Source organism: Bradyrhizobium zhanjiangense, from assembly GCF_004114935.1.
GTDB classification, from domain to species: domain Bacteria; phylum Pseudomonadota; class Alphaproteobacteria; order Rhizobiales; family Xanthobacteraceae; genus Bradyrhizobium; species Bradyrhizobium zhanjiangense.
Map to the genome: position 1 here is coordinate 3,043,099 of NZ_CP022221.1, position 24,737 is coordinate 3,067,835.

Sequence of the window (24,737 nt, forward strand, 5' to 3'; positions counted from 1 at the left end):
CTCGTGACGCTCACCGTGCATCTAATGGATTGCCGGGCTTGCTAGCTATGACAATGCCTTTAGCTTCTCCGCGAGAACCGGGTTCGGAGGAGACCTCTGTAGGCCACTCCAGCAGTGATTTCGAAAGCATGGGCTTGCCCGCGTACCAGCATTTTCGTCCGTCGATGAGACGATAGGACCACCACTGACCTTGCGGATTTGTCGGGATTGCAGCGGCGCATTGTTGCTTAGCATGCACGCTTGTCATTTCGAGCGACGAGAGCGCAGCAATGCAAACGGTTAAAGCAAACGATTGAAGTGGTTTGCTCATGGGCGCGCTCAATTGCCGTGTTGCTGCAATCGACTTACAGCAACGAGCAAGGCGGGGCGTTCGAGAACTTCCAACAACTTTTCAAGGATATGCGCATTATCCTTAGGACAGGGCCGAAGGTATTCTTCCAATATGAGTTGCGCTTCGCTAATCGCTTGCAGGGCTAATTGCTGATCAGTCATCGCTGCTTACTCATCGATAAAATGCGCTGAGAAAGCTAGCGAATGGAGAAATCAAGTCAGCTTTGGGGAATATCCCCGCTCTTTTTTTCACTTTTTGTTTCAAGTGCCAACTTGCCATCGTGGCAGTGTCGCGGCGCTGCCTCGATCAATGTGCGCAGATAGCCATGCGAAAGGACCTGTCGCGAGTGGAGGGATCGCGACGACCGAGTATTTTTTAGGCTACCGCCCGATCTTCCTTCTCCGCCCCGCGCATCACGATCTTGAGCACATCATCCGGCAACCGCCGTTGCAGCGCCTTGGCCTCACCCCACGGCGCGCGTATCCAGACATCGCGGTCCTCATCGGTCGCCAGGATCACCGGCATCGCGTTGGATGGATCGGCTCGACGACGGCATTTCTGCGTTTGTCGTCAGGAAACCATAGACGAGGTGCGGACCGGGGGATCGGCTTGGACTTCGTGCTGCGAGCGCCCGCGACGTGCGTCTGTATCCTAATTCCCACACTTGCGATCAAAGAGCGTCGGTTTGTCGCTTTTCGAACCGACAGGCCAAATCCGCTTGGTTCCAACTCCACTATTGGAAGTAACTCATCGGTGGGGAGGCGAAATGGAACGTTCCCTGTTAATTGAGATGACGCGCGACAAGTATGTCGAGCGGTGCAAGCAACGGACGTTCGATCATCTCGACCGAGGTGATCTTAAGAACGCGGTCGCCTCGTTTGTCGGCAATATGAACGCGCGTCCCGATTGCGAATTGCCGCACTACTTAGCAACCCTTGGCGCTTCGCTGCTAACGGCGGACGATGCGCTCGGCTGGAGGGTGCTTATTGAAGGGTTGAGGTGACGATCCGATAAACGCGGGCCTTGGAGCCGTGGGCATGGCGCACTACCGAGCTTACCTTTTGGACCAGTACCACCACGTTATAAGCGTGGCCCATTTGCAATGTGCCGACGAGCAGGAAGCACGAGAACGTGCTGAGCAGCTAGTTGATGTCAACGATGTCGAGCTATGGCAACTCGATCGCCGTATTGCGGTGTTTGAAGCTGTCACAAGCCGAACCTCGAAGTCGGCGGCGAAGGTAAGGCCACGGCGCCCTCCAGACGAATGAAGCGTGTGTGACAGTTCAGCGCTATCTCAGCTCCGGCTTCGGCATTATGATCACGGGCGCCCGGTAGTTCGGGAAGACGCCGGACATCGGTAGGTTGCCGACTTGACCTACGCGGAAGAGCGCGAGGATGGCGGCTTGTTTGGTGGTGATGCTCTAGAGGTTGCACATCAGAACACGAGCCGCCAACGCACTCGCCCTAGCTCAATCCCTTCTCGGTAACGCGCAACGTGCGGAAGTAATAGCCTTGTCTCTGAACGGCTGACCTGATCTCGTCGCTGACTTTGCAGACCCTCTTTCTGCTCTTGCGCCACTTCTGCCTAGAACCAAGCACGGGTACCGCTGAGCCTGTGCCCAGGACGAGCAAGTCGCGTTTATCGTTGCGATAGACATCAAACATCTTTCACCCCACTCATCGTGCTGAAGTAAACAATGAAATATTGTTCGGTCTCGACCGAGTAGCTTAACATCTCAGATGTCCACGCGGGTTGTAAATGTGCAACGCTCGCCGTGTTCCGGTCGGGAACGAACTGATGCAAGCCCAAGCGCATCAGCGTCATCTCGGTCCGGCTTGCGCGTTGCGGATCACGCGGAGCAGGTTGCACATGGTTAGGCCAAGGGCTCGGTTTCTTGCGGTCGGTCGAGTTGAAGAGCTACCGAATTTCGCCACAACTGCGTGAGCAAATGCGCGGATGCTCGAAATCCCCCGCCGCGATCACTGCGAAGAGGAGTTCGCGCCAGCTGAGCTGACCGTTCTTGCGCCACCCGCCGGAGACGGTGAGCTGGTCTGCGCGCGGTGCATTGAAATCAAGCTCCGTCGAGCTGTCGCGAAGCTACCGCGCGGTGATAACTGATGCCGATGCCTACATCGTCACTTAAACATGCCGGTGACAATCCGAATGCCGAGAAACAGCAGGCTGTACAAAATCACGGCGAAGATGACCGTGTAAATCTTTTGCCTAGTTTCACGCGACCGCTCCCACCAATTTGGATGCAGCACGTTTCGTAGGAAGTCGGCAAAGCCCTCTTTGTCCCACCGCTCGAAAACCGTATCTTCGCGAGCGAAGATCGACCGCACTACGCCTGTCGAATAGAGCGCGACCGACCGATGAGCGAATGACTTCCGTGGGTGCTCAAACCAAAACGCATCCTCTCTTGAGTGCTCATAGTTCGGCTTGTAGCCATGGAGCATGAGTTGCCGAAATCGCCAGAACGTCTCGGCTCCCGCTGCGCCGATCTGCATTTCGTCAGCGAGAGAAAATGCGTGGTCTTCCGATGAGGAGTGCATCGCCCGTCCTGCACACTTAATGTCTGCAATTCCGCACAACCCTCATCAAAGATCTACCCCGTGTCGGCGCAACTAAAACAGCCAACGCCAAATATGGTCTAGCACCTGCCCGAAATGCTTTTTTCCAAATTCCATAAGGGCAGCCTTTGCCGTTGCGATCGTCGTTTCTCTGATCGTGCCAGCGAACCGCCGGCCCAACATTCTTAGACGTTCGAAGCTCGCTTGGATGTATCCCGCACTTATCGACTGCGAAGCGAATTTGTCTAACGTGCCCTGCAGCCCATCCAACACGTAATCGCGTTCATGAGGGAATTTGTCTGCATAAGCGTTGTCAGCGCGTACTTCTTCGATCACTTGCTGCAAAGACTCGATGGCCTTTTCGACTTCCGGGTCGCCCCGTTCGATTTGAAAGGGAGCCCACTCGCTGTCGGGATTGTCGAAGTCTTCTGGCCTAATGCCGAGGTTGTCGTATGCGTGATCGATGCTGTAAAGGGCTGGTATTAGCCAGTCCATCGTTCTTCCGGCAGCGTGATAGGACGCAAATGGCAAGGTCTCATCTACGGTCAAGTCATCAAATTTGTCGTTGAAGTCGCGGTGCTTGAAAATAATGGGAGGTCCGAACGTGTCATACCTAATGCTAATCATGTCCTTCTCCTCTAGCCACGAAACAGCTCGTGACCAAAGGAGCGAGCGATCCAAGAGCGTACCAGGTTCCGGCTCGGGTCGCCCCACATTTACCGAACCGCTCCAACCGAAAATCACGAGCGCCCCGCTAACGTTGCGTTGCCTGTTCCGAAGCAGGAGATCGTAAATGGATGGCTTCGAAGTGAACAAGATACTTGGGGCAATTTGGACGAGTTGCATCCCGCGTCGATCTCATCGCAAATGCCATCTTCGTTCCGTTTTCTAGCATGGTCGACTTTCGGAGCCTTGGGCGCCCACCTAGGCGACCACGAACGGCAGCAGACCGTTGGCAAAACGATTGCCATGACCGTTTCTGTAGCTATGGCCACTCCTCGCCCGCGGCAAAAAAAGCCGAGGGACGGCCCTTTACCCGCACGCCGTTGTGCCCTCAGAAGTCCATTGCGCCGGGACCGGAGGGGACGGTTTGGCCGGCTCCATTCTTCTTGGGCGCTTCGGCGACCATGGCCTCTGTCGTGATCAACAGGCCGGCGATTGAAGCTGCGTCCTGCAGCGCGGACCTTACGACCTTGGTCGGGTCGATGATGCCTTTCGCGAACAAATTACAGTATTCGGCTGTCTGCGCATCGAAACCCCAGGCGTAGTCCTTGCTCTCAAGCACCTTTCCGATCACGATTGATCCATCTTCTCCCGCATTCTCCGCGATCTGCCGCGCCGGCCAAGTGAGCGCCCGCTTGACGCTTTCTAGGCCGTGGCGCTGATCGTCGTTTGCGGGCTTGAGTTTCGCCAGCGCCGCCGTGGCCCGCAGCAGCGCCACCCCGCCGCCAGGGAGAATACCTTCTTCAACGGCTGCGCGCGTCGCATGCATGGAGTCATCGACACGGTCTTTCCGTTCTTTGACCTCGAGTTCGGTCGCGCCCCCGACCCGGATGACAGCAACTCCGCCGGCAAGCTTAGCCAGCCGTTCCTGCAGCTTCTCCCGATCATAATCCGAGGTGGTCTCTTCGATTTCGGTTCTGATCTGCTTAATGCGCGCCTCGATCTCCGACTGTTTGCCGGCCCCGCTGACGATGGTCGTGTTATCCTTGTCGATCGTGACCTTCTTGGCGCGTCCCAGCATGGCGAGCGTGACATTTTCAAGCTTCGTGCCGAGTTCCTCGGAAATGAAATTGCCGCCAGTAAGGATCGCAATGTCCTGCAACATGGCTTTACGCCGCTCACCGAACCCGGGCGCCTTGACAGCGGCGACCTTTAATCCAGCCCGCAGGCTGTTCACGACAAGCGTGGCAAGCGCCTCACCTTCTCGGCGATCATAAGCAGGGGCTTTCCACTCTGCACGACCGCTTCCAGCAGGGGCAGCATCGGCTGCAACGCTGAGAGCTTCTTTTCGTGGATGAAGATATACGGATCGTCTAGCTCAACCCGCATCTTTTCCGCATTGGTGACAAAATAGGGCGAGATGTAGCCGCGGTCGAACTGCATGCCTTCGACGACTTCAAGTTCGGTCTCGAGTGACTTGGCTTCCTCGACCGTGATCACCCCCTCGTTGCCAACCTTTTTCATTGCATCGGCCAGGAAGCGTCCGATTTCATTGTCGCCATTAGCAGAGATCGTCGCAATCTGCGCTATTTCGTCATTTGAAGTAAGCTTCTTCGAATTTCTCTTGAGTTCATTGACGACAGCATCGACCGCCAGGTCAATACCGCGCTTAAGATCCATGGGATTCATGCCCGCAGCGACTGCCTTGGCACCTTCCCGAACGATTGCATGTGCGAGAACGGTAGCAGTAGTCGTGCCATCGCCTGCCTGGTCGGAGGTCCTCGAGGCGACCTCGCGGACCATCTGCGCCCCCATGTTTTCGAACTTGTCCTCGAGTTCGATTTCCTTCGCAACCGTTACGCCGTCCTTGGTGATGCGAGGTGCACCAAAACTCTTTTCAAGCACAACGTTGCGACCCTTCGGCCCCAACGTCACTTTGACGGCATTGGCTAGAACGTCGATGCCATGGAACATTTTGTCTCGGGCGTCAGTCGAGAATCGGACCTCCTTTGCGCTCATGATCGTTCCTCCCGAAAAATGCTTGCCAGCGCGACCTCAAGAGGCGCCTGCGACTAGGCAACTTTACACTCAGCCGAAGTCTTGGTCAGAATGCCAAGAATACCTGTCTCCTTCTTGATCAGGTATTCGACGTCCTCGAGCTTGATCTCCTGAACTATTGCCGGCAACACGACGATCGTCGACATTAATATTGATGGGGCGGAGCTTTCCAGCTTGGTCCCGGTCAGCCGGGCCAACCGCCCACTTCAGTTGACCTGAATGGCTCGCGGCTTGGCTTTCTCTGCCAGCGGCAGCATGAGCGACAGCACGCCGTCCTTGAGCTCGGCCGCGATCTTGCTCTGGTCGATCTTGCCGAAAAGCCGGAAGCTTCGCGAAAAGTGGCCGATATTGTACTCGGTGTACACCGGCTGTAGACCCTTGTACTTGGAGAAGTCGAGCTTTCCGTCGACCTTGAGCACGTCGTCCTCCACTCGAACGTCCACGCTATTCTTGTCGACTCCCGGCATTTCGAGAACGACGTTGAGCCCGTCCTTGGTCTCGTAGATGTCCGCGTTCGGCACGAATATCCGCGCCGGGATAGTAGTCTCCTCCTTCTTCTCCAACTCGCGCTTCTGGGCGACCTGTAGTTCCTTTTTAGAAGCCATGATCATCTCTCCTCAAAGCTGCTCCGCTGCGCCAGCCCTCCGCCCATGGGGACGAACGGGTGGCGACAGATTGTGGTTCAGGTGATCTTGATAGTGCGTGGCTTGTCGCTTTCCGCACGCGGCAGGAATACTGCCAAGATGCCATCCCGATATTCGGCCTTGATGCCATCCGGGTCGATCTGGACGGGGACCGACAGCGTCCGATCAAACTCGCCAGAGACGCGCTCGCGTCGATGCAGGCTCGACTCTTCGGGATAATCGACAGCCTTCCTCCCGAAGATGCGGATGGAGTTTTCCTTGGCCTGAATTTGCAGGTCGCTCTTGCTCACACCGGGCAATTCGATGATGGCTAAGAGGTCATCGCCCTGTTGAAAGACGTTGATCGGTGGGAATGGCCCGCGGCTGGTGGTGAGGTCTTGCAGCCAGTCGCTTGCCAAGGTCGCTTCAAGAGAGCGTTGTAGGTCGAGAAGCGTATCGAACGGATCAGCAAATCCCATGCTCATGTTTGCAACCCCATGTAGCTGTTGGCGGGGCGAGAAGGGATCATGGTCGCCCCTCGACGAATTGATTTGGGACGACTGGTGGCACTGTCAAGAGGTGAGTGCTAATGGGCGCAAGCTGTCACCCGAATCCCTACAAGTTATTGATTTTACGTTGAAAAATTGTTTTTGGGGCGGGCGTGGGTGTAGAGCAGCCGCAGGCCATTGCAGCCCGTCGCTCGTCAGGTTCCGAATAGGGAAGCATTCGTTCGGGACGCGCTTTTATTGACCCGCTAATCCCGGCAATTCGCCCGATGCCTGTCAGGATGAAATTCACGCCGATCGCGCGACGATAAGCGCCATAACGCGGGTCATGACGTTGATGCCGGTTCTGCCCAAGAAGCGCTCGATTGCTGCGGCCATCCACAGTGTCAGTCCAATGAGGAATGTTGCGAGCAACGACGCAACCGCAAGCAGTGCTTTGGCATGCCATCCCGGATTATCGTTGGATAGGGTGATCATGATACTCAGCTCGCTCGGCGGTTGGATATTTCGCTGTAAGCCATTGATCTCTAATGGTCGGATTTTGGCCCGGTTGGAAAAAATCTCTTGTAAAATCAATGATATTAGCATGTCTCTTAATCAGCGGGTCCCAGGTTCGAGCCCTGGTGCGCCCACCAAGCTTTTCAATGGCTTGGGTACCCCTCGCGATAGCCATTCCGACAAGCGGTCAGCGGCTGCACTTGGTCCAGTCCGCATTCGGTAGCCGCGAAAATCCTTTCTTTGGGCCTGTTGGCGGACGCTGGGTTGCATACATTCCCGACGAGCGGAGCCGATCGCTCTGCGTCATCCGAGCCAGCGCTTGCGACGCTTGTAGTGCTTCACGTCGCGGAATGATTTTCGCCTATCACCGGCAACGCCAAGGTAGAATTCCTTGACGTCCTCATTTGCTGCGAGCGCCCGTGCCTCGCCGTCCATCACCACGCGGCCATTTTCGAGGATATAGCCGTGGCTCGCGTATTTGAGCGCCATATTGGTGTTCTGCTCGGCGAGAAGAAAGGAAACACCTTCCTTGACGTTGAGATCCTTCACGATCTCGAAGATCTCCTCCACGATCTGCGGCGCAAGGCCCATCGAAGGTTCGTCGAGCAGGATCATCTTCGGGCACGACATCAGCGCGCGCCCGATCACGCACATCTGCTGTTCACCGCCTGACGTATAACCGGCGGTGGAATCACGTCGCTCTCTGAGGCGGGGGAAATAGGCATAGACCCGCTCAAGGTCCTGCGTGATCGCCGACTTGCCGTCCCTGCGCGTGAAGGCGCCAGTCAGAAGATTCTCTTCTATCGTGAGGTGAGGGAAGGCACGTCGCCCCTCCATCACCTGGATGCAACCGCGCTGCACCAGATCGCTCGGCGACAGGGACTTCGCCTCGACGCCGTCGAACAGAATCGACCCCTTGGTGACTTCGCCGCGCTCTGCATGCAGCAGATTCGAGATCGCCTTCAGGGTCGTGGTCTTGCCGGCACCATTGGCACCGAGAAGCGCGACAATGGCGCCCCGCGGGACCTCCAGCGATACGCCTTTTAGCACGAGGATGACGTGATCGTAGACAACCTCGATATTGTTGACCGACAGAACCGGAGCTGCCGCTTCCGTCGCCGGAGCGACCTTGGGGGTTGACACGGCAGACCTCCAAACAGTTGCACCTTCGGGGATCCGGGAGCAGGCAAACCTGCCTCCCGGATCAGTCAGACTGGTTCAAGTTTCTTTCGCGCAGTCGCGCGGCTGGATCTTCTTCTCCGCGGCATACTTCGCGGACACATCGGCGACGAGCGGTTCGATGAGCGATTCGTCTGCCGTGTACCAGTCGGAGATGACTTTCCAGGCCCTGCCATCCCACTGCTGAACGCGCCCGTAGCGCGCACCCTCGTGATCGGAGCAGGAAATGCTGACCGGCTTCAACATCCCCTCAAATCCGAGTTCCTTGATGCGTGCATCGGTGAGGATGAGGTTCTCCAGCCCCCAACGGACCTGCTCGCCCGTCAACGGTTTCTTGCCGAACTTTTCCTGCGCCTTCCGGATCGCCTCCACGCCGAGCATGGCGTTGACCATGCCACGGTTGTAGAGAACTTCGCCGACCTTGCCAGATTCCGTTGAACCTTTGCCTTTCGCGTAGACGTATTTCTCTATGTCAGCATGGACGGGAAACCTGCCAGCACCATGCTGAAGCATCAGCGATTTGTAACCTGTGGCCTGATCGCCTGCCGGCGTCACGTCGGGCTCTGCGCCCGACCACCAAACACCGATCATCTTCTCGCGCGGATACGCAACGGCCGCCGCTTCCTTGATTGCCGTGCTGTTCATGACGCCCCAGCCCCAGACCAGGACATAGTCCGGTCGATTCTGGCGGATCGCCAGCCATTGCGACTTCTGCTCGACACCGGGGTGCGTGACCGGGATCGAGGTGAATGCAAAGCCGTACTTCTGCGCCAGCACCTGCAGCATCGGAATCGGCTCCTTGCCATAGGGGCTGTCGTGATACAGCAGCGAAATCTTCCTGCCTTTCAGCTTGTCGAAGCCACCGAGTTCCTTGGCGACATGCTGGATGGCGATATCCGCCGCCGACCAGTAAGTGCCGAGCAATGGGAAGTTGTAGGCGAACACCGCGCCGTTCTTGGAATCGGCACGGCCGTACCCCATCGTGATGATCGGGATTTTGTCGGTCGCGGTCTTCTCGGTGAGGGCAAAGGTGATCCCGGTCGATAGCGGGTTGATGAAGGCCGCGCCGGTCGGTCCCTTGCCCTTGAGGCGCTCGTAGCACTCAACGCCCTTGTCGGTCGCGTAACTCGTCTCGCATTCTTCGGTCAGAATCTTGACGCCGTTGATACCGCCGTCACGCTCATTGATCAGGTTATAATAGTCCACAACGCCGTTTGCGTAGGGCGCTCCGTTCACAGCGTACGGTCCGGTCCGGTAGGACAGAATTGGGATGAACTGCTCGTTTTGCGCTGCGGCCGGTGCACTAAACGCCGCGCCCGACAATGCGGCTGCCAGGATCAGTACATTGCGTGCAATACTTGCCATGTTGATATTCTCCTCCTTTGAGCCCCTCTTTTTCCGTTCGGGGGATTGTTTCCTTCCTCCTTTGTCAACAGCCGCCATCCGCTCGAGGCGCGATCGCAACTTCAATAGGGAAACGGCCAAAGTCTGAGCTTCTCCTTGCCGATTGATATCAGCCGGGCGAACCCATGGGGTTCTTTGATGAGAAGATAGCAGATCAACGACCCGAAGATAATGAACTGCAGGTGAGTGATCGTTTCCGTCGACAGCGGCACGCCGAGCTGGGTTGGAAGGACGTTCAGCATGATCGGCACAATGAGGATAAACGCCGCCCCGACGAACGGGCCCATGATGGATCCCAGCCCACCAATTATCACCATGAACAAGAGCTCGAGCGAACGGTCGATCGAGAACGCGAGCGGCTCCCATGAGCCAAGGTAGACGAACGCCCAGAGTGCGCCCGCCACGCCGATGATAAATGAAGAGACCGCGAAGGCGGTGAGCTTTGCATAGAGTGGCCGGATGCCGATCAGCTCGGCAGCGATATCCATATCGCGAATTGCCATCCATTGTCGGCCAAGGTTGCCGCGGACGAGATTCTTCGCCAAGACCGCGATCACCGTGACGAAGATCAGGCACAGCAGATAGCGTTCGATCGGCGTGCGAACGACCACACCGAAGAAATTCAGTTCCGGCGCATTGACCGATCCTGACGGGGCGTAGTTGGTGAACCACGGCACCCGCAGGAATACCCAGTCGAAGAAGAACTGCGCCGCGAGCGTTGCAACCGCAAGATAGAGGCCCTTGATCCGCAGACTGGGAATCCCGAACAGGATTCCGACACCCGCCGCCATGAACCCGCCAAGCAGAATGGATACCAATACGGGCAAAGGCGGGATCGAAATCGCGAAGCCATGCGAGGTGAGCGGGACATGAACGCCTGTCGCCAGCTTGTAGGCGGAATAGGCGCCAATGGCCATGAACGCACCGCTGCCGAGCGAGATTTGGCCGCAATAGCCGACGAGAATGTTTGTGCCGATGGCAGCGAGTGCGAGGATCAGGAAGGGCAGTAGAATCGCCCACAGCAGATACTCGCTACCAAACGGCCAGATATGGAAGCTGGCCAGCACCGGCACCCCAATGAAAGCGATGCCGAGCAAGATCGCGAGCGCAATGCGGTCCTGACGGATCGGGAAGATCGCCATATCCTCTGCGTAGGTTGTCTTGAATTGGCCGACCTCACGATAAAGCAAAGCTAGCTCCTGTCTCAGATACGCTCGATGATCCGCTCGCCGAACAGGCCCTGCGGCCGCACAAGCAACACTGTTAACGCCAGCACATAGCCAAACCAATATTCGATACCGCCGCCGATAGATGGCCCGAGGTACACCTCTGCAAGTTTCTCACCCGCCCCGACAATGAGCCCGCCGGCGATGGCTCCCGGAATGGAGGTGAGGCCCCCGATTATCAGGACCGGCAGAGCCTTCAGCGCGAGAAAGGTGATGGAAAATTGCACACCAAGCTTGGTGCCCCACACGGTCGCCGCAACCAGCGCAACGAGACCGGCAACGAGCCAGACCACGAACCAGATCCAACTGATTGGAATCCCAACCGAGTGCGCGGCCAAATGGTCATCGGCCACAGCCCTGAGTGCGCGACCGGTCTTGGTACGCTGAAAGAAGATCGCGAGGCCGGCGACCAGGATGCCTGCGATCAATGCACTCCAGACGTCCAGCTTGTTGATCAGAATTCCACCCGGGAAGAGGCCCTCAAACACGAACCAGGCGTCCGTCGGGAATAGCCGCAACGGATAAACATCCGATCCGAAGATCATTTCCGCCGCGCCCTCGAGAACGAATGTCACGCCGATGGTGGACATGAACAGCGTGAGGGCGTCCTGGTTGATGAGGGGGCCGATCACGAACCGCTCGATCAGCCAAGCCGTTGTCGCCATGATCACGGCGGCAAAGCCGATGCCGAGAACGATCGCAACCCAAAGCGGGAAGCCGTTGGCCACGAGGAGATCGAGCGAGCGAACCAGCGCCAATCCCGCGAGCAATACCATTGCACCCTGAGCAAAATTAAAAACGCCGGATGCCTTGAAAATCAGCACGAAGCCGAGGGCGACCAGCGAATAGAGCACGCCGGACATCAATCCGCCGATCAGGACCTCGAGAAATTGACCCAATGCGATCACGAACGCACCTCAGTGTGCGACGCCAAGATAGGCGTCGATGACGGCCTGGTTCTCCCTCATCTCGTCCGGGGTGCCGTCGGCAATCTTTACGCCATGATCGAGCACCGCCACGCGATCCGATAGATCCATGACCACAGCCATGTCGTGCTCGATCAGCACGATCGTTGTGCCGTAATGGCTGTTCACATCGATAATGAACCGCGACATGTCCTCCTTCTCCTCGAGATTCATCCCTGCCATGGGCTCGTCGAGGAGAAGAAGGTCGGGCTCCATGGCGAGAGCGCGACCAAGCTCGACGCGCTTCTGCAAGCCGTATGGCAAGCGCCCGACAGGCACCTTGCGGATCGATTCGATCTCCAGGAAGTCGATAATCTCCTCGACCCGGTGCCGATGCTCGACTTCCTCTGCCAGAGCAGGGCCGTAACGCAGCATCTGCCATAAGAGGCCCCGGCGCACCTTCAGCGTGCGGCCAGCCATGATGTTGTCGAGCGCGCTCATTCCCTTGAACAGGGCGACGTTCTGGAAGGTGCGCGCGACGCCGCCGCGGGCGGCCTCGAAAGGCTGCATCCTGGCCCGGGTGCGCCCCTTGAAGGTGATGGCGCCACGATCAGGGTGATAGAAACCGTTGATGACGTTGAGCATCGAGGTCTTGCCGGCGCCGTTGGGGCCGATGATGGCCCGAATTTCGCCTTTTCTCACGTTGAACGAAACGTCCCTCAGCGCCCTGACGCCGCCGAAGGCCAGGGCTACGCCCTCGACTTGAAGCAGGATCTCGTTCGTGTCCGGCGCTCTCATGCTGCCTTCCCCAAAGATTCCGCCGAACCAGTGGCCTGCATGTCGCGGATCTTGACACGAGCCGCGATAGTGCCCTTGCGGCCATCCTCAAAGGTGACTTCAGTGGAAATGTCGGCCTCATGCGAGCCGTCGTAGAGTGCGGTGACCAGTGGCGCATAGCGCTCGGCAATGAACCGGCGACGCACCTTCTGCGTGCGGGTCAATTCGCCGTCATCTGCGTCGAGTTCCTTGTGCAAAATGAGAAAGCGACGAATTTGAGCGCCCGCCAGCACCCTTTCCTTGACGAGAGAGTGGTTCACCGCGGCAACGTCTTTCGCTACCATGTCATAGACCAGCGGATGCCCGGCAAGCTCCTGATAGGAGCCATAGGCGATATTGTTGCGCTCCGCCCAATTCGCGACAGCGACCGGGTCGATGTTGATCATGGCGCAAACAAACTCTCTCGAGTCGCCGAAAGTGATCGCTTCCTTGATATTGGGAAAAAACTTCAGTTTGTTCTCAAGGTACTTCGGCGCAACCATCGTGCCGTCAGCCAGCCAGCCGACGTCCTTCGCCCGATCGATGATCTTTAGATGTCCGGTCTTCTCGTCGAAAAAGCCCGCATCGCCGGTCTTGACGTAACCGTCGAATGTCATGGTTTCCGCGGTCTTTGCTTGATCCTTGAAATATCCGACGAACATGCCGGGCGAGCGAAATTGCACTTCGCCCGATTGCGCAATGCGGATGTCGACGTTCGGGGCCGCCGGACCAACCGTATCGGGGTAGATCTCGCCATCAGGCTGGCACGTCACGTACAGGAAGGCTTCGGTCTGGCCGTAGAGCTGCTTCAGATTTAGTCCGATCGAGCGGTAGAACGCGAACAAGTCCGGACCGATGGCTTCGCCTGCAGTGTATGCGACACGCACCCGGGACAGGCCGAGAACATTCTTGAGAGGTTCGTAGACCAGCAAGCGCCCGAGCGCATAGAGCAACCGGCCCCGCAGCGGCACCTGTTTTCCGGTCAACACCTGCTCGCCATACCGGCGCGCTACGTCGAGAAAGTAGTTGAACATTCGACGCTTGACAGGCGCAGCGTCCTCCATGCGGATCATCAGGCGCGTCAGCATGGCCTCGAAACCACGCGGCGGCGCGAAATAGAAGGTCGGTCCGATCTCGCGCCGATCCTGCTCGATCGTTTCACTACTCTCGGGACATGCCATGCAGAAGCCAGCGACAAGGCCTTGCACATAGTTGAGGTAATGATCGCCCACCCAGGCCAGCGGCAGATATGCGAACACCACGTCGTGGTCGGCCAGTCCGTCGAACCTGGTGGTGTCCGACGCGGCGTCAATGCAGCCTCGCGTCGACAGCATGACGCCCTTCGACGCGCCGGTCGTTCCCGAGGTGTAGAGGATGACCGCGATGTCAGAACCATCACCCTGCCGGACGAATTCATCGATCTGTCCACAGAGCGCCGGATCCGCCGTAAGCGCTGCGCGACCGTCCTCGATGACATCGTGGATTGCGATCAGCCGGCTGTCCGCGTAGCCATCAAGGCCGCGCGACTCGTCATAGAGAATCTTTTGAAGATGCGGCACTCGCTCGCATACGGACAAGACCTTGTCCACTTGCTCCTGATCCTGTGCTGCAACAAAGCTCGCCTCAGCGTGCGCGAGAACAAAGGCAAGCTCTTCAGCCACTGCGTCCGAGTAAACCGGAACCGGAATCGCCTGCAGCGCCTGCGCTGCCATCATGGTCCAGTAGAGCTTCGGTCGGTTGGAACCCACTACCGCGATCTTGTCTCCTGGCTGCAGTCCAAGTCGATGCAAGCCCGCGGCGTAAGCCCGGACGATCGCAGCAACCTGGGCCCACGTCCACGTCTGCCAAATGCCAAGATCCTTGTGTCGAAACGCCGGACGCGTGCCGAACTGCGTCGCATTTCGCAGAAGCAACTTGGGGAACGTATCAAACGATCCGCCATCGGCCATGTCGCTCTCGATCCCAAAAACCGACGCGTTGGTTCGCGCCTGCTTATGGTGACGCCGCGCCCTTTATGGGAAGCAGCCATGCGAACGCCGCACGTTCCAACATTACAACGGTTCGAAAGTCCTACAAGTCCCGGTTTGCCCGGCTGAGATTGTCGCCGGGCGGTGGGTCATTGAGGGGGGGCCGCCGCCTGCCAATAACCGATTGCGGCATTGAACGGCTAAACCCGAGCGTCCAGATTTATGTTGCGTTGCGATATTGAAGCTGCGCTCCAGTCCGACAGGGGAAAATCCTATTCTGCGTAGCGCATTGGTCGGCTGCAAAGGCGGTGGAGGGCTGCCTTGCCGCCCTGACCAACCGAGGCTTCGAGGGCCGGATACATGACATCGGCAGCTTTTTTGCGCAAACCGAACGTTTAAACGGCCGACTACGACGGCAAATCGCGTGACCTTCGTTTCTTTGGCCGGCCGGAACGATGTAGACCCCGCACTTCCTGCTGTTGAAAGAGCTCACCGCACACGTCACGCAGCCATTGGCTTGCCGGGTCGTGATGGAAGCGGGCGTGCCAATATTGCTTCACCGTAAAACCGACGATCGCCAGCGGGCAGTCGAGCACGCGCAGTCCGTAATAGTGAGCCAACGTTTCGCCGATGTGCCTTGGAAGGGTGGCGATCAGGTCAGTCGTTCCGACGATTGCGGGTAACCCCAAAAAGCCCGGCAGCTCAAGCGCAACGTCGAGGACTATCCGCTGCTCCTGTAGCGCGGCCGCGAGCAACTGATGTCCGGTGCCGGAGCGAATGAGGACGTGCGCCTCACGCCTGAAATCCTTTGCGGTGATGCGGTCGCGGATCCGGGCATGCTTTGCGTTCGCCAAGCAGACCCAATCCTGCGGAAAGAGTGCCTGTTGGAAGTGCCCAGCGTCGAGGTCCGAGATGTAGCCGAGCGCCAGATCGGCTTCGCCAGACTGCAGCATTCGTGGGGTATCGCCGCCGATCTGCGCCGCCTCGATGCGGATGCCCGGAGCAACGCGGCGAACGTAGGCGAGGATGGCCGGAAGCAGCGTGATGTGGCTCGCATCCGTCATGCAGATGACGAAGCGGCGCTTTGCAGTCGCCGGATCAAACTCGGGGCGAAGCTCCGCCAGACGACGCAGCATCTCCAGCGCCTGTCTGGCCGTGCCGATGAGAGCCTCGGCGCGTGGGGTCGGCAGCATTCCCTCCGCCGACCGGATAAAGAGCGGATCGTCCAGTTCCTTTCGCAGGCGCGCCAGCCAGATCGAAATGGTCGGCTGGCTTTGACCGAGCTTCTCGGCTGCCTTGGTCACGCTACCCGTGGTGAACAATGCATCGAAGAGCCGGAGTAGGCGCGGCTCCAGCAGGTTCGTCTCGGAGAGGTCCCGGTGCTTCATTGCATTCTGCAATAATGGATATAAGGATCATAGCATATCCAAATACCGGGCAGCCTGCTACCACGCTTCCAACGCCAAAATGGGCGAGGGAGAAGCGTTCGGATGAGGATCTGCTTTATCGGAGCAGGAGCCCTGGGCTCGACCATCGGCGGCACGCTGGCACGCGGCGGTGCCGAGGTTTGGTTGATCGATCCGTTTCAGGCTCATGTCGACGCGATCAATGCCAGTGGTCTCCGGATGCTCGAAGGTGACGCCGAGACCGTTGTGAAGGTCTCTGCCTGCACCTCCGCGACAAAGGTCGGCATCGTGGCGGACCTCGTCATCGTCCTCGTCAAGTCCTATCACACGCGGGATGCGATCCGGGCGGCAGCGCCGATCATCGGACCGCAGACGGTCGTGATGTCGCTTCAAAACGGTCTTGGTCATGAGGACATCCTTTCGGAGGAAGTCGGTCGTGACCGGGTCATGGCAGGCAAGACCTACGTAGGCGGCGTGCTGCTCGGCCCCGGTCATGTCCGCTCCGGGGTCATCGGCAAGGAAACCATCATCGGCGAGCTCGATGGACGCCTGACGGAACGCGCTCAGCGAATTTCCGAGACGTTCAATCGTGCCGGCATTCTCACGCTGCTCAGCGACAATATCTTGGGCACGATGTGGGACAAGTTGTTCATCAATGTCGCCGGAGGAGGAATTACCGCCGTTACCGGGCTGACGTATGGCGGTCTCTATTCGCTGCCGATCCTGGAAGATTGCGCGCTGGCCGCGATCTCAGAGGGCATCGCGGTCGCGCAGGCGGCCGGCGTGAAGATCTCGATCACCGATCCGCGACGCGCTTGGACGATGGCATCCGCTGGTCTACCGCCCGAGTTCAAGACGTCGATGTTGCAGAGTTTGCAGTCCGGCAACCTGACCGAGGTCGACTACATCCACGGCTCCGTCGTGCGTTGGGGTTCCAGGCTCAACGTCCCAACTCCCGTAAATTCCACCCTCGTCGCGTTAGTCAAGGGCATCGAATACGCCCGCAGCGACTATCCTGGAAGGTCCTGAGACGATGCCGCCGCCCCGTGCCTATGTCGAACACGTCGCCATCCGTGTGCCTGACGTTGATCGTCACGTCGACTTCTTTCGTGAGGTGCTTGGTCTTGCCATTCGCGACGAGCAACCCGCCGAAGGCGCGCGCCCACGTCAGGTGTGGGTGCTCGGAAGCGTGCAACTCATCGAAGATCCGAACTTCGTGGGACCAGAGGGGCGTCTCGCCCATCTCGGCATCATGGTCGACGATTACGAAGGTGTGCTCGCCCGTGCGGCCGCGTGGGGCGCCAAGGCGTTGCCTGCCGGGCCGAACTGGCTCGAGCTACCGGGCGGGCTCAACGTCGAAATCTTGCAAGCCAGTGCAGGCGCCGTGGAAGCCGCCCTGGCGATCAATCCCCGTGCCTAGAGTTAGAGGAAGACGCGACATGACCGGTGAGCGCTACTGGGACGATGCCAGGGTCGGTGACGAATGCATCACCCCCTCGGTGACGGTCACCGAAGCGATGGTGAATGCCTATGCCGAACTGACGGGTGATTTCACGCCGGTGCATGTCGACGAGGAATACGCCAAGACCACACCATTCGGCACGCGCGTCGCGCACGGGCTGTTCGGTCTGTCGCTGGCCGACGGTTTGAAGACCCGTGCCGACTACCGTTTCCTGCCGGGAATGTCGCTGGGCTGGACCTGGGATTTCAAGCTACCGATCAAGCTCGGTGACACCGTGCACGTGAAGTTCCGCGTCGGTTCAATGCGCGCCACGAAGCGTGATGGATGGGGCATCGTGGTGCTGCCGTCAGAGCTGATCAATCAGCGCGGCGACGTGGTGCAGACTGGTGAGCATCGACTGATGATTCCGATGCGCCCGAAGACCAACGCCGCAGGAGAGCAGGCATGACGGCACAAGATCTGCCGCTCAAAGGCATTCGCGTCATCGACTACAGCCATTTCCTTGCCGGCCCGTTCATGGGCCGTTGCCTCGCCGCGATGGGCGCTGAGGTCATCAAGGTGGAGCGTCCGAAGGAGGGCGATGCGGGCCGAGCCCATGGGTATTTCAAGGACGGACAATCCGGCTACTTCCTGCAGCAGAACATGGGGAAGCAGGGATTGTGTATCGATCTGCGCGACACGCGTGGTCTCGACATGATGATGAAGCTGGTCGACACAGCCGACGTCTTCATCGAGAACTACCGCCCCGGCGCACTCGAGCGCCTCGGGCTCGGTTACAAGGCGCTGTCGGCGCGGAATCCCGGACTGATCTACTGCTCGGTCTCCGCCTATGGCCACACCGGTCCCTATGCCGACCGTCCGGGCTTCGGCCTGATCGCAGAGGCGATGTCGGGCGCTCTGGCGCAACTGGGCTCCCCCGGTGAAGCGCCGCCGCTGCTGCGGATGCCACTGGCCGACATGTATACCGGCATTCACGGTGTGGCTGCCATCAATGCAGCGCTGGTCGGCCGCGCGTCGTCCGGCCGCGGCCAGCATATCGATCTGGCGCTGTACGACTGCATGGTCTCGATGCACGACTATGCGGTTCAGCGTTACTTCCTCTCAGGCGGTACCGACCTGCCGAAGCAGACCGGTAGCGGACAGCCGGACTCGACCGTTTACGGGGTCTTTCCGGCCAAGGACGGCAATCTTGTCATCGCTGCGCAAGTCGATGATGCGTGGCGACGATTGGCGGCGCTGATCGGAGGAAGCAGGTTGTCATCCGACGAACGCTTCACCACGCCTGCCGCGCGGAACGCCCACTATGCCGAGGCGATGGAAATTGTGCGCAACTGGACGCTGTCGCAGCCGTCTCGGGATGCCTGTCTTGCCGCACTCGAGCAAGCAGGTGTGCCGTCCGCTCCTGTGCAGACCATCGAAGAGGTCGTGAGGGATCCGCAGATTCACGCGCGTGGCATGCTGGTCGAGCAGGAGCATCCTGTTCTCGGCAGGGTGACGTTGCCGAACCTGCCCTTCCGCTTCTCCAGCTGCGACATCACGGTGCGTACTCCGGCACCACTGCTCGGCCAGGACAATCGCCGCATTGCAGAGTCGCTGGGACTGTCGGCCCAAACCATCGACGCGATGGTGCGAGACGGTGTTCTCTACAACGAAACTGCAGTGCAGGAGTAAGCCATGAGCGATCGTTATGCGGTGATTGGCAATCCGATCGGCTTCAGCAAATCACCCCTCATCCATGGCACTTTCGCCAAAATGACGGGACAGGACCTTGTCTATGAGGCGATCGAGGGACCAATCGATGGCTTCAGCGAGCGGGTTGATCAATTCCGGATAGAGGGCGCCAAGGGGCTGAACATCACCGCCCCGTTCAAGCTCGATGCTTTCGCCTACGCAAATGAGCTTTCAGAGAGCGCCAAACGAGCAGGCGCCGCAAACTGCCTGAAATTCGACGGCGATCGGATCATTGCCGAGAATTTCGACGGGATCGGCCTGGTGCGTGACATCACCGTCAATCTCGGCGTCAAAATGGCCGGCCGGCGCGTCCTGATGCTCGGCGCTGGAGGAGCAGCGCGTGGCGCGCTGTTGCCGTTCCTGCGCCAGGAGCCGTCCGAGCTGGTTCTGGTCAACCGAACGCTGTCGAAAGCGGTGGCATTGGCCGAAGAGTTTGCCGGCTGTGGTCCGCTGATCGTCAGCGGCTATGCTGAACTGGCCGATCTTGCCGAGGGCTATGATGTCGTCGTCAACGCGACGTCGGCCAGCCTGCGGGGTGAAATGCCGCCGCTTCCAGGCAATGTCTTCCGCGGTGCGGCGCTGGCGTACGAACTCGCCTACGGCAAAGGGCTGACGCCCTTTTTGCAAGCGGCTCGCGCCGAAGGCGTAGCCAAGCTGGCCGACGGCGTCGGCATGCTGGTCGAGCAGGCGGCCGAAGCTTTTTCCTGGTGGCGCGGCGTTCGACCGAGCACGGCTCAGGTCATCGCCGAACTGACCGTCCCATTGCGCTGACGGGCGATGCCGAGCATGCATCCGAAGTCCAGCTTTCTCGTCGGCCTGATCGGCAGTGGCATCGCTGCGTCCCGCACCCCGCCTATGCACGAAGCGGCCGCAGACGCCGCTGGCATCCGCTATATCTACAAGAAGATCGATCTGACAGAGTTGAAGCTCGGTGTGGGGGCGTTGCCGGAATTGCTCACGGCAGCAAGGCGGATGGGCTTTGACGGGTTGAACGTGACCCATCCCTGCAAGCAGGCGATCCTTCCACTCCTGGATGAGCTTTCGCCTGACGCAGAGGCGCTTGGCGCCGTGAACACCGTGGTCATCAGGAATGGCCGAATGACCGGCCACAACACGGACTGGTTCGGCTTCGCCGAGAACTTTCGGCGCAACATGCAAGGTGCATCGCTCGGTCGCGTCGTCCAATTCGGCGCGGGCGGCGCAGGCTCGGCGGTCGCTTTCGCGCTCATGAAGCTGGGCGTGCGGGAACTAACCATCATCGACGTCGACGTGGCCAAGACGCAGAGTTTGGTGGATAGCTTGTCCCCCCGATTTGTAGAGGGGCACTTGAGGGCCGGCCATGATGTCGCGGCGGCGGTCGCTGCCGCAGACGGAATTGTCAACGCGACGCCGATCGGCATGGACAAGTATCCGGGCACGCCGCTGCCGACGGCCCTGCTGCGTCCCGATCTGTGGGTCGCCGAGATCGTCTACTTCCCGCTCGAAACCGCACTGCTGCGCGCGGCGCGTGCCCTCGGCTGCCGCGCCGTCGATGGTGGTGGCATGGCGATCTTCCAGGGCACCGAGGCATTCCGCCTGTTCACGGGCATCTCACCTGATCCAGACGTCTTCTTCGCCACTTTTGCATCCCGGGGAGGGTGACACCCGGCCGATGGGCGAGCGGCACGTACAACGCCCGAGAGGAAACGCAAGATGGGCTACACGCTCGATTTCTCGGTGGTTTGGCATGCGATGCCCGCGCTGCTGTGGGGATGCGTGGGTACGTTGGGCCTGGCGCTTGCCGGCATGACGCTCGCAATGATGATCGGTGTCGCCGGCGTCGCGGCACGCGATTCGAAGGCGGCGTGGTTGCGTGCTCTCGTGATCGGCTTCGTCGAGACCGTGCGCAATACGCCTTTCCTGGTGCAGATCTTCTTTCTGTTCTTCGCTCTGCCGCTCGTCGGATTGAAGCTCAATCCGACAGCCACGGCCGTCATCGCACTCGGTGTCAATGGCGGCGCCTACGCCATCGAGATCATCCGCGGCGGGGTGCAGTCCATTCATAAGGGACAGGTGGAAGCCGGCTACGCACTCGGACTGCACAAAGGGCAGGTATTCCGGTTCGTTGTGCTCAAGCCAGCGCTTCGCGCGATCTATCCCTCGCTCACGGGTCAGTTCATCATGCTGACGCTGACCTCGTCGATCTGCTCGGCCGTATCGGCTTACGAATTGACGTCGGTTGCGCAGCGCATCGAAAGCGACACATTTCGCAGCTTCGAGGTCTACTTCTTCGTCACTTTCCTCTACCTCGCGATCTCCTGGCTGTTGATGCTGGGCTTCGCGGTCATCTCTCACCGCTTCTTCTCATATCCGACACGCTGAGGGGGAGATCATGGCACCGCATTTTGGCCTCCCTGAGTTCGGTTTCCTGATGCGTGGGCTGCAATGGACGATGCTGCTGACGCTGGTTGCGTTTGCGGGCGGCTGCACGGCGGGGCTGGCTGTCGCATTGCTGCGCACTTGTGGTCATAAGGGCGTGGAATGGGTCATCCGCATTTACATCGGGATATTCCAGGGTACTCCGCTGCTGCTGCAGCTTTTCGTCGTGTATTACGGATTGGCGCTAACCGGGCTGAAGCTCGACGCCTTCGTCGCGGTGGCGATCGGCTTCACCGTGAATGCCTCCGCCTTCCTTGGTGAGATTTGGCGCGGTGCGATACAGGCCGTGCCGCGCGGCCAGACCGAGGCGGCAATGGCGCTTGGACTGCATTATTCGTCGCGCATGCGCGACATCGTGCTGCCGCAGGCGATCCGTATCTCGCTGCCGGCGACCATCGGCTATCTCGTGCAGCTCATCAAAGGCACTTCGCTCGCCGCCATCGTCGGCTTCATCGAACTCGCCCGCGCCGGTCAAATCGTATCGAACCAGACCTTCCAGCCGTTGCTCGTCTTCGGCGTGGTCGGCGCGATGTATTTCATCCTCTGCTGGCCACTCTCATGGTGGGGCAGCCGGATGGAGGCCAGGCTCGCCCTGGCTAGTCAAAGGTAGGAACGGCGCACTTGCCCAATCAAACAGAGCCATCACCAGGAGGAGGAAACATCAGATGTTATTTTCGATCAATCGTCGCCAGCTCGGCGCCGCGCTGCTGATACTGGGGACCGTCGCCGTCGCAGGTAAAGCGCATGCGGGCACTCTGGAAGACGTCAAGAAGAAGGGCGTCGTCGTCATCGGCATCCAGGGCGACAATCCTCCTTGGGGCTATGTCGATAGCTCAGGAAAGCAGGATGGCATCGATGCTGATATGGGGCGCGCCTTTGCTGAATATCTTGGCGTGAAGGCCGAGTTCGTCCCGCTGGCGGTGGCCAATCGCATTCCGGCGCTGACCACAGGCCGCGTAGACATTCTGTTCGCAACCATGGCCATGCTGCCCGAGCGCGCGAAGGCGGTGCAATATTCCAAACCGTATGTCGCCAACGAGATCACGCTGGTCGCTGCCCAGGCGACCCCGATCAACAGCAATGCCGATATGGGCAAGTACGTCATCGGCGTGCCGAGGTCGTCCACGCAGGACACCCAGGTTACCAACAACGCCCCGTCCGGGACCGAGATCCGCAGATTCGACGATGACGCGGCCACGATCCAGGCGCTGCTCTCGGGCCAAGTCCAAGCAGTCGGCGCGAACTTGTTTTATCCGCAGCGCCTCAACGCCGCAAAGCCCGAACTCGGGTTCGAGCCCAAGCTTCACTTCACCGCTCTGTACAACGGTGCCTGCACCCGCCTGGGCGAGAAGGAGTGGAACGAGACGGCCAACAAGTTCATCGATCAGATCAAGTCGAACGGCAAGTTGGCCAGCTTCTACGCCAAATGGATGAAGGTCCCGGTCCCGGTCTTCCCCGACTCGGTCCCCGGCATTCCCTTCACAGTCCAGTAGCCACCGCGAGCGGCCGGCGCGCAATCTGCGTCGGCCGCCGCTCGACAGTGGAGACCAGCATGCAGGACCAGATCCTGATCGAAATGAAGGGCGTGCAGAAGTGGTACGGCGGGTACCAAGCTCTCCGCAACGTCGATCTCACCGTGCGCAAGGGCGAGAAGATCGTGCTCTGCGGTCCGTCCGGCTCAGGCAAGTCGACGCTGATCCGCTGCATCAACCGCCTCGAGGCGATCCAGCAGGGCAGTATCGTAGTGAACGGTCATCGGCTGGACGACAGCATCAAGGCAATCGATGTCGTACGTCAGGACGTCGGCATGGTTTTTCAGAGCTTCAACCTCTTTCCGCATATGACGGTGTTGCAGAACTGCATGCTCGCCCCCATTCGCGCGCGCCGCATCAGCAAGAGCGAGGCGGAGGCGACCGCGCGAAAATACCTCGAGCGCGTGCGCATCGGTGACCAGGCCGAGAAGTATCCGGCGCAGCTCTCGGGCGGTCAGCAACAGCGCGTCGCGATTGCGCGTGCGCTCTGCATGCAGCCCAAGGTGATGCTGTTTGACGAGCCGACCTCGGCTCTCGATCCCGAAATGGTCAAGGAGGTGCTCGATACGATGATAGGCCTCGCCAACGACGGCATGACCATGATTTGCGTCACCCACGAGATGGGCTTTGCCCGCCAGGTTGCCGACCGGGTCATCTTCATGGCTGAAGGCCAGATCATCGAAGCAGGCGAGCCCGGCGCTTTCTTCCGCAATCCACAGCATGCCCGCACCAGGCAGTTCCTTGGTGAGATCCTCGCCCATCACTGAACGGAGTACTTCCATGAGTCATCTTGTCTACGTCCTCAACGGGCCAAATCTCAATTTGCTCGGCAAGCGCCAGCCCCACATCTATGGCCACGAGACGCTTTCGGATGTGGAACGGGATTGTCGAGCGCTAGCCAAGGAGCTCGGCCTGGAGATTCGCTTTCATCAATCCAACAGGGAATACGAGCTGATCGAGTGGATCCACGAGGCGCGCGAGACGGCTGCCGGTATCGTGATGAATCCTGCGGCTTTCACCCATACGTCGGTCGCCATCCTGGATGCTTTGAACACGTTCGAGGGGACAGTGATCGAGGTGCACATTTCCAACGTGCACAAACGCGAGGAATTCCGCCACCACTCGTTTGTCTCCAAACGAGCTGATGGAGTCATCGCAGGCTTCGGGACCCAGGGTTATCTGCTCGGCTTGCGTCGTGTGGCCAAGCTGCTTGATGAGAAGAAGGGATAGCATCGTATGAGTCCGTCGTGATGCGCCAACGTCTCACGCCGACCGCTGCGGATGTTTGGTAGTCTGCGGCGGCGTCGGCGGAGGGGCGTAGTGATCGGAACCGCTCGCTTGATCTGGATCAAGTCTCCGGCCCCCGCGGTCTTCAAGCTGTAAGCTGTCTGGCCTCTGAGATCCGGCACAAAGCCTTGAAGACACTTCGCCAACTTCTGTC

At 59.3% G+C, this 24,737-nt stretch carries 29 protein-coding genes and 2 pseudogenes; 12 read left to right on the top strand and 19 right to left on the bottom strand.

The genetic code is table 11. From position 1 onward, the window contains the following. Positions 1–10: 10 nt before the first annotated feature. The 3 genes from XH85_RS14215 to XH85_RS45055 all read right to left on the bottom strand — a co-directional run bounded on the left by XH85_RS14215 (position 11) and on the right by XH85_RS45055 (position 856). Positions 11–310 (bottom strand): hypothetical protein, encoded by a 300-nt coding sequence (locus XH85_RS14215; protein WP_245474100.1) that lies wholly within the window; start codon positions 308–310, stop codon positions 11–13. 8 nt (positions 311–318) lie between these two features. Further along, entirely contained in the window at positions 319–492 is a 174-nt protein-coding gene (locus tag XH85_RS45050) for a hypothetical protein (RefSeq protein ID WP_164934602.1), read from the bottom strand. Between the two features lie 214 nt (positions 493–706). Further along, positions 707–856 carry a hypothetical protein gene (locus XH85_RS45055; RefSeq protein ID WP_164940773.1) on the bottom strand — a complete coding sequence of 50 codons (150 nt, stop codon included), beginning with the start codon at positions 854–856 and terminating at the stop codon, positions 707–709. Between the two features lie 241 nt (positions 857–1,097). Here XH85_RS45055 and XH85_RS14225 point away from each other — a divergent pair, with 241 nt between their 5' ends. Further along, positions 1,098–1,334, top strand: coding sequence for a hypothetical protein (locus XH85_RS14225; RefSeq protein ID WP_164940774.1), 237 nt, complete (start codon positions 1,098–1,100; stop codon positions 1,332–1,334). A 313-nt stretch (positions 1,335–1,647) separates the two neighbouring features. On the opposite strand, the pseudogene XH85_RS46620 reads toward XH85_RS14225, so the two are convergent. The 16 genes and pseudogenes from XH85_RS46620 to XH85_RS14310 all read right to left on the bottom strand — a co-directional run. Further along, a pseudogene (locus tag XH85_RS46620) lies at positions 1,648–1,749 on the bottom strand (SOS response-associated peptidase); the annotation flags it as partial. Positions 1,750–1,795: 46 nt separating this feature from the next. Further along, the gene (locus XH85_RS46625; RefSeq protein ID WP_128932289.1) at positions 1,796–1,996 is read right to left on the bottom strand and encodes a hypothetical protein; all 201 of its coding nucleotides are present in this window, start codon (positions 1,994–1,996) and stop codon (positions 1,796–1,798) included. 471 nt (positions 1,997–2,467) lie between these two features. Beyond that, on the bottom strand, positions 2,468–2,884 hold the full coding sequence (locus XH85_RS14245; RefSeq protein WP_128932290.1) for a hypothetical protein: 417 nt from the start codon (positions 2,882–2,884) through the stop codon (positions 2,468–2,470). Positions 2,885–2,956: 72 nt separating this feature from the next. Beyond that, positions 2,957–3,529 carry a hypothetical protein gene (locus tag XH85_RS14250; RefSeq protein WP_128932291.1) on the bottom strand — a complete coding sequence of 191 codons (573 nt, stop codon included), beginning with the start codon at positions 3,527–3,529 and terminating at the stop codon, positions 2,957–2,959. Positions 3,530–3,956: 427 nt separating this feature from the next. Next, positions 3,957–5,584: pseudogene (gene groL / locus XH85_RS14255) on the bottom strand (chaperonin GroEL). 53 nt (positions 5,585–5,637) lie between these two features. Beyond that, entirely contained in the window at positions 5,638–5,820 is a 183-nt protein-coding gene (locus XH85_RS14260) for a hypothetical protein (protein WP_128932292.1), read from the bottom strand. A gap of 9 nt (positions 5,821–5,829) precedes the next feature. After that, on the bottom strand, positions 5,830–6,228 hold the full coding sequence (locus XH85_RS14265; RefSeq protein WP_128939440.1) for an Hsp20/alpha crystallin family protein: 399 nt from the start codon (positions 6,226–6,228) through the stop codon (positions 5,830–5,832). Positions 6,229–6,305: 77 nt separating this feature from the next. Beyond that, entirely contained in the window at positions 6,306–6,731 is a 426-nt protein-coding gene (locus XH85_RS14270) for an Hsp20/alpha crystallin family protein (protein WP_128932294.1), read from the bottom strand. Between the two features lie 309 nt (positions 6,732–7,040). Then, positions 7,041–7,340 carry a MarC family protein gene (locus XH85_RS47340; protein ID WP_276486163.1) on the bottom strand — a complete coding sequence of 100 codons (300 nt, stop codon included), beginning with the start codon at positions 7,338–7,340 and terminating at the stop codon, positions 7,041–7,043. 213 nt (positions 7,341–7,553) lie between these two features. Beyond that, positions 7,554–8,393 carry an ABC transporter ATP-binding protein gene (locus XH85_RS14280; protein ID WP_128932295.1) on the bottom strand — a complete coding sequence of 280 codons (840 nt, stop codon included), beginning with the start codon at positions 8,391–8,393 and terminating at the stop codon, positions 7,554–7,556. Positions 8,394–8,468: 75 nt separating this feature from the next. After that, entirely contained in the window at positions 8,469–9,914 is a 1,446-nt protein-coding gene (locus XH85_RS14285; protein WP_245474103.1) for an ABC transporter substrate-binding protein, read from the bottom strand. Beyond that, a complete protein-coding gene (locus XH85_RS14290) occupies positions 9,896–11,023 on the bottom strand; it encodes a branched-chain amino acid ABC transporter permease (RefSeq protein ID WP_128932296.1) in 1,128 nt (375 codons plus the stop codon). Before XH85_RS14290 ends, XH85_RS14285 begins: the two co-directional genes overlap by 19 nt. Positions 11,024–11,037: 14 nt before the next feature. Continuing rightward, positions 11,038–11,967 carry a branched-chain amino acid ABC transporter permease gene (locus tag XH85_RS14295; protein ID WP_128932297.1) on the bottom strand — a complete coding sequence of 310 codons (930 nt, stop codon included), beginning with the start codon at positions 11,965–11,967 and terminating at the stop codon, positions 11,038–11,040. A gap of 9 nt (positions 11,968–11,976) precedes the next feature. Beyond that, a complete protein-coding gene (locus tag XH85_RS14300) occupies positions 11,977–12,762 on the bottom strand; it encodes an ABC transporter ATP-binding protein (RefSeq protein ID WP_091878471.1) in 786 nt (261 codons plus the stop codon). Beyond that, positions 12,759–14,729, bottom strand: a complete 1,971-nt coding sequence (locus XH85_RS14305; protein WP_128932298.1) for an AMP-binding protein — start codon at positions 14,727–14,729, stop codon at positions 12,759–12,761. Before XH85_RS14305 ends, XH85_RS14300 begins: the two co-directional genes overlap by 4 nt. A 425-nt stretch (positions 14,730–15,154) precedes the next feature. Beyond that, a complete protein-coding gene (locus XH85_RS14310; protein WP_128932299.1) occupies positions 15,155–16,135 on the bottom strand; it encodes a LysR family transcriptional regulator in 981 nt (326 codons plus the stop codon). A 102-nt stretch (positions 16,136–16,237) separates the two neighbouring features. Between XH85_RS14310 and XH85_RS14315 the strand changes: the two genes are divergently transcribed. The 11 genes from XH85_RS14315 to aroQ are packed head-to-tail and all read left to right on the top strand — an operon-like array spanning position 16,238 to position 24,526. After that, entirely contained in the window at positions 16,238–17,182 is a 945-nt protein-coding gene (locus tag XH85_RS14315; protein WP_128932300.1) for a ketopantoate reductase family protein, read from the top strand. A gap of 4 nt (positions 17,183–17,186) precedes the next feature. Further along, entirely contained in the window at positions 17,187–17,573 is a 387-nt protein-coding gene (locus XH85_RS14320; protein ID WP_128932301.1) for a VOC family protein, read from the top strand. A 19-nt stretch (positions 17,574–17,592) separates the two neighbouring features. Next, on the top strand, positions 17,593–18,063 hold the full coding sequence (locus XH85_RS14325) for a MaoC family dehydratase (RefSeq protein WP_128932302.1): 471 nt from the start codon (positions 17,593–17,595) through the stop codon (positions 18,061–18,063). Then, a complete protein-coding gene (locus XH85_RS14330) occupies positions 18,060–19,286 on the top strand; it encodes a CaiB/BaiF CoA transferase family protein (RefSeq protein ID WP_128932303.1) in 1,227 nt (408 codons plus the stop codon). Before XH85_RS14325 ends, XH85_RS14330 begins: the two co-directional genes overlap by 4 nt. A gap of 3 nt (positions 19,287–19,289) precedes the next feature. Continuing rightward, complete coding sequence (gene aroE / locus XH85_RS14335; RefSeq protein ID WP_128932304.1) at positions 19,290–20,117, top strand: shikimate dehydrogenase; 828 nt, start codon at positions 19,290–19,292, stop codon at positions 20,115–20,117. Between the two features lie 15 nt (positions 20,118–20,132). After that, on the top strand, positions 20,133–20,987 hold the full coding sequence (locus tag XH85_RS14340; protein ID WP_128932305.1) for a shikimate dehydrogenase: 855 nt from the start codon (positions 20,133–20,135) through the stop codon (positions 20,985–20,987). Between the two features lie 51 nt (positions 20,988–21,038). Beyond that, on the top strand, positions 21,039–21,707 hold the full coding sequence (locus XH85_RS14345) for an amino acid ABC transporter permease (protein ID WP_091878454.1): 669 nt from the start codon (positions 21,039–21,041) through the stop codon (positions 21,705–21,707). 10 nt (positions 21,708–21,717) lie between these two features. Beyond that, complete coding sequence (locus tag XH85_RS14350; protein WP_128932306.1) at positions 21,718–22,374, top strand: amino acid ABC transporter permease; 657 nt, start codon at positions 21,718–21,720, stop codon at positions 22,372–22,374. A gap of 55 nt (positions 22,375–22,429) precedes the next feature. Continuing rightward, positions 22,430–23,257, top strand: a complete 828-nt coding sequence (locus tag XH85_RS14355) for a transporter substrate-binding domain-containing protein (RefSeq protein ID WP_128932307.1) — start codon at positions 22,430–22,432, stop codon at positions 23,255–23,257. A 59-nt stretch (positions 23,258–23,316) separates the two neighbouring features. Beyond that, the gene (locus tag XH85_RS14360; protein ID WP_128932308.1) at positions 23,317–24,063 is read left to right on the top strand and encodes an amino acid ABC transporter ATP-binding protein; all 747 of its coding nucleotides are present in this window, start codon (positions 23,317–23,319) and stop codon (positions 24,061–24,063) included. Between the two features lie 13 nt (positions 24,064–24,076). After that, a complete protein-coding gene (aroQ, locus tag XH85_RS14365) occupies positions 24,077–24,526 on the top strand; it encodes a type II 3-dehydroquinate dehydratase (RefSeq protein WP_128932309.1) in 450 nt (149 codons plus the stop codon). Positions 24,527–24,737 lie beyond the last annotated feature (211 nt).

Coding starts and splice junctions, on each gene's coding strand:
- XH85_RS14315 (WP_128932300.1), top strand. CDS start 16,238: ATGAGGATCTGCTTTATCGGAGCAGGAGCCCTGGGCTCGACCATCGGC.
- XH85_RS14310 (WP_128932299.1), bottom strand. CDS start 16,135: ATGAAGCACCGGGACCTCTCCGAGACGAACCTGCTGGAGCCGCGCCTA.
- XH85_RS47340 (WP_276486163.1), bottom strand. CDS start 7,340: ATGCTAATATCATTGATTTTACAAGAGATTTTTTCCAACCGGGCCAAA.
- XH85_RS14250 (WP_128932291.1), bottom strand. CDS start 3,529: ATGATTAGCATTAGGTATGACACGTTCGGACCTCCCATTATTTTCAAG.
- XH85_RS14355 (WP_128932307.1), top strand. CDS start 22,430: ATGTTATTTTCGATCAATCGTCGCCAGCTCGGCGCCGCGCTGCTGATA.
- XH85_RS14320 (WP_128932301.1), top strand. CDS start 17,187: ATGCCGCCGCCCCGTGCCTATGTCGAACACGTCGCCATCCGTGTGCCT.
- aroQ (WP_128932309.1), top strand. CDS start 24,077: ATGAGTCATCTTGTCTACGTCCTCAACGGGCCAAATCTCAATTTGCTC.
- XH85_RS14330 (WP_128932303.1), top strand. CDS start 18,060: ATGACGGCACAAGATCTGCCGCTCAAAGGCATTCGCGTCATCGACTAC.
- XH85_RS14360 (WP_128932308.1), top strand. CDS start 23,317: ATGCAGGACCAGATCCTGATCGAAATGAAGGGCGTGCAGAAGTGGTAC.
- XH85_RS14245 (WP_128932290.1), bottom strand. CDS start 2,884: ATGCACTCCTCATCGGAAGACCACGCATTTTCTCTCGCTGACGAAATG.
- XH85_RS14340 (WP_128932305.1), top strand. CDS start 20,133: ATGCATCCGAAGTCCAGCTTTCTCGTCGGCCTGATCGGCAGTGGCATC.
- XH85_RS14305 (WP_128932298.1), bottom strand. CDS start 14,729: ATGGCCGATGGCGGATCGTTTGATACGTTCCCCAAGTTGCTTCTGCGA.
- XH85_RS14300 (WP_091878471.1), bottom strand. CDS start 12,762: ATGAGAGCGCCGGACACGAACGAGATCCTGCTTCAAGTCGAGGGCGTA.
- XH85_RS14270 (WP_128932294.1), bottom strand. CDS start 6,731: ATGAGCATGGGATTTGCTGATCCGTTCGATACGCTTCTCGACCTACAA.
- XH85_RS14350 (WP_128932306.1), top strand. CDS start 21,718: ATGGCACCGCATTTTGGCCTCCCTGAGTTCGGTTTCCTGATGCGTGGG.
- XH85_RS14345 (WP_091878454.1), top strand. CDS start 21,039: ATGGGCTACACGCTCGATTTCTCGGTGGTTTGGCATGCGATGCCCGCG.
- aroE (WP_128932304.1), top strand. CDS start 19,290: ATGAGCGATCGTTATGCGGTGATTGGCAATCCGATCGGCTTCAGCAAA.
- XH85_RS46625 (WP_128932289.1), bottom strand. CDS start 1,996: ATGTTTGATGTCTATCGCAACGATAAACGCGACTTGCTCGTCCTGGGC.
- XH85_RS14325 (WP_128932302.1), top strand. CDS start 17,593: ATGACCGGTGAGCGCTACTGGGACGATGCCAGGGTCGGTGACGAATGC.
- XH85_RS45050 (WP_164934602.1), bottom strand. CDS start 492: ATGACTGATCAGCAATTAGCCCTGCAAGCGATTAGCGAAGCGCAACTC.
- XH85_RS14265 (WP_128939440.1), bottom strand. CDS start 6,228: ATGGCTTCTAAAAAGGAACTACAGGTCGCCCAGAAGCGCGAGTTGGAG.
- XH85_RS45055 (WP_164940773.1), bottom strand. CDS start 856: ATGCCGGTGATCCTGGCGACCGATGAGGACCGCGATGTCTGGATACGC.
- XH85_RS14215 (WP_245474100.1), bottom strand. CDS start 310: ATGAGCAAACCACTTCAATCGTTTGCTTTAACCGTTTGCATTGCTGCG.
- XH85_RS14225 (WP_164940774.1), top strand. CDS start 1,098: ATGGAACGTTCCCTGTTAATTGAGATGACGCGCGACAAGTATGTCGAG.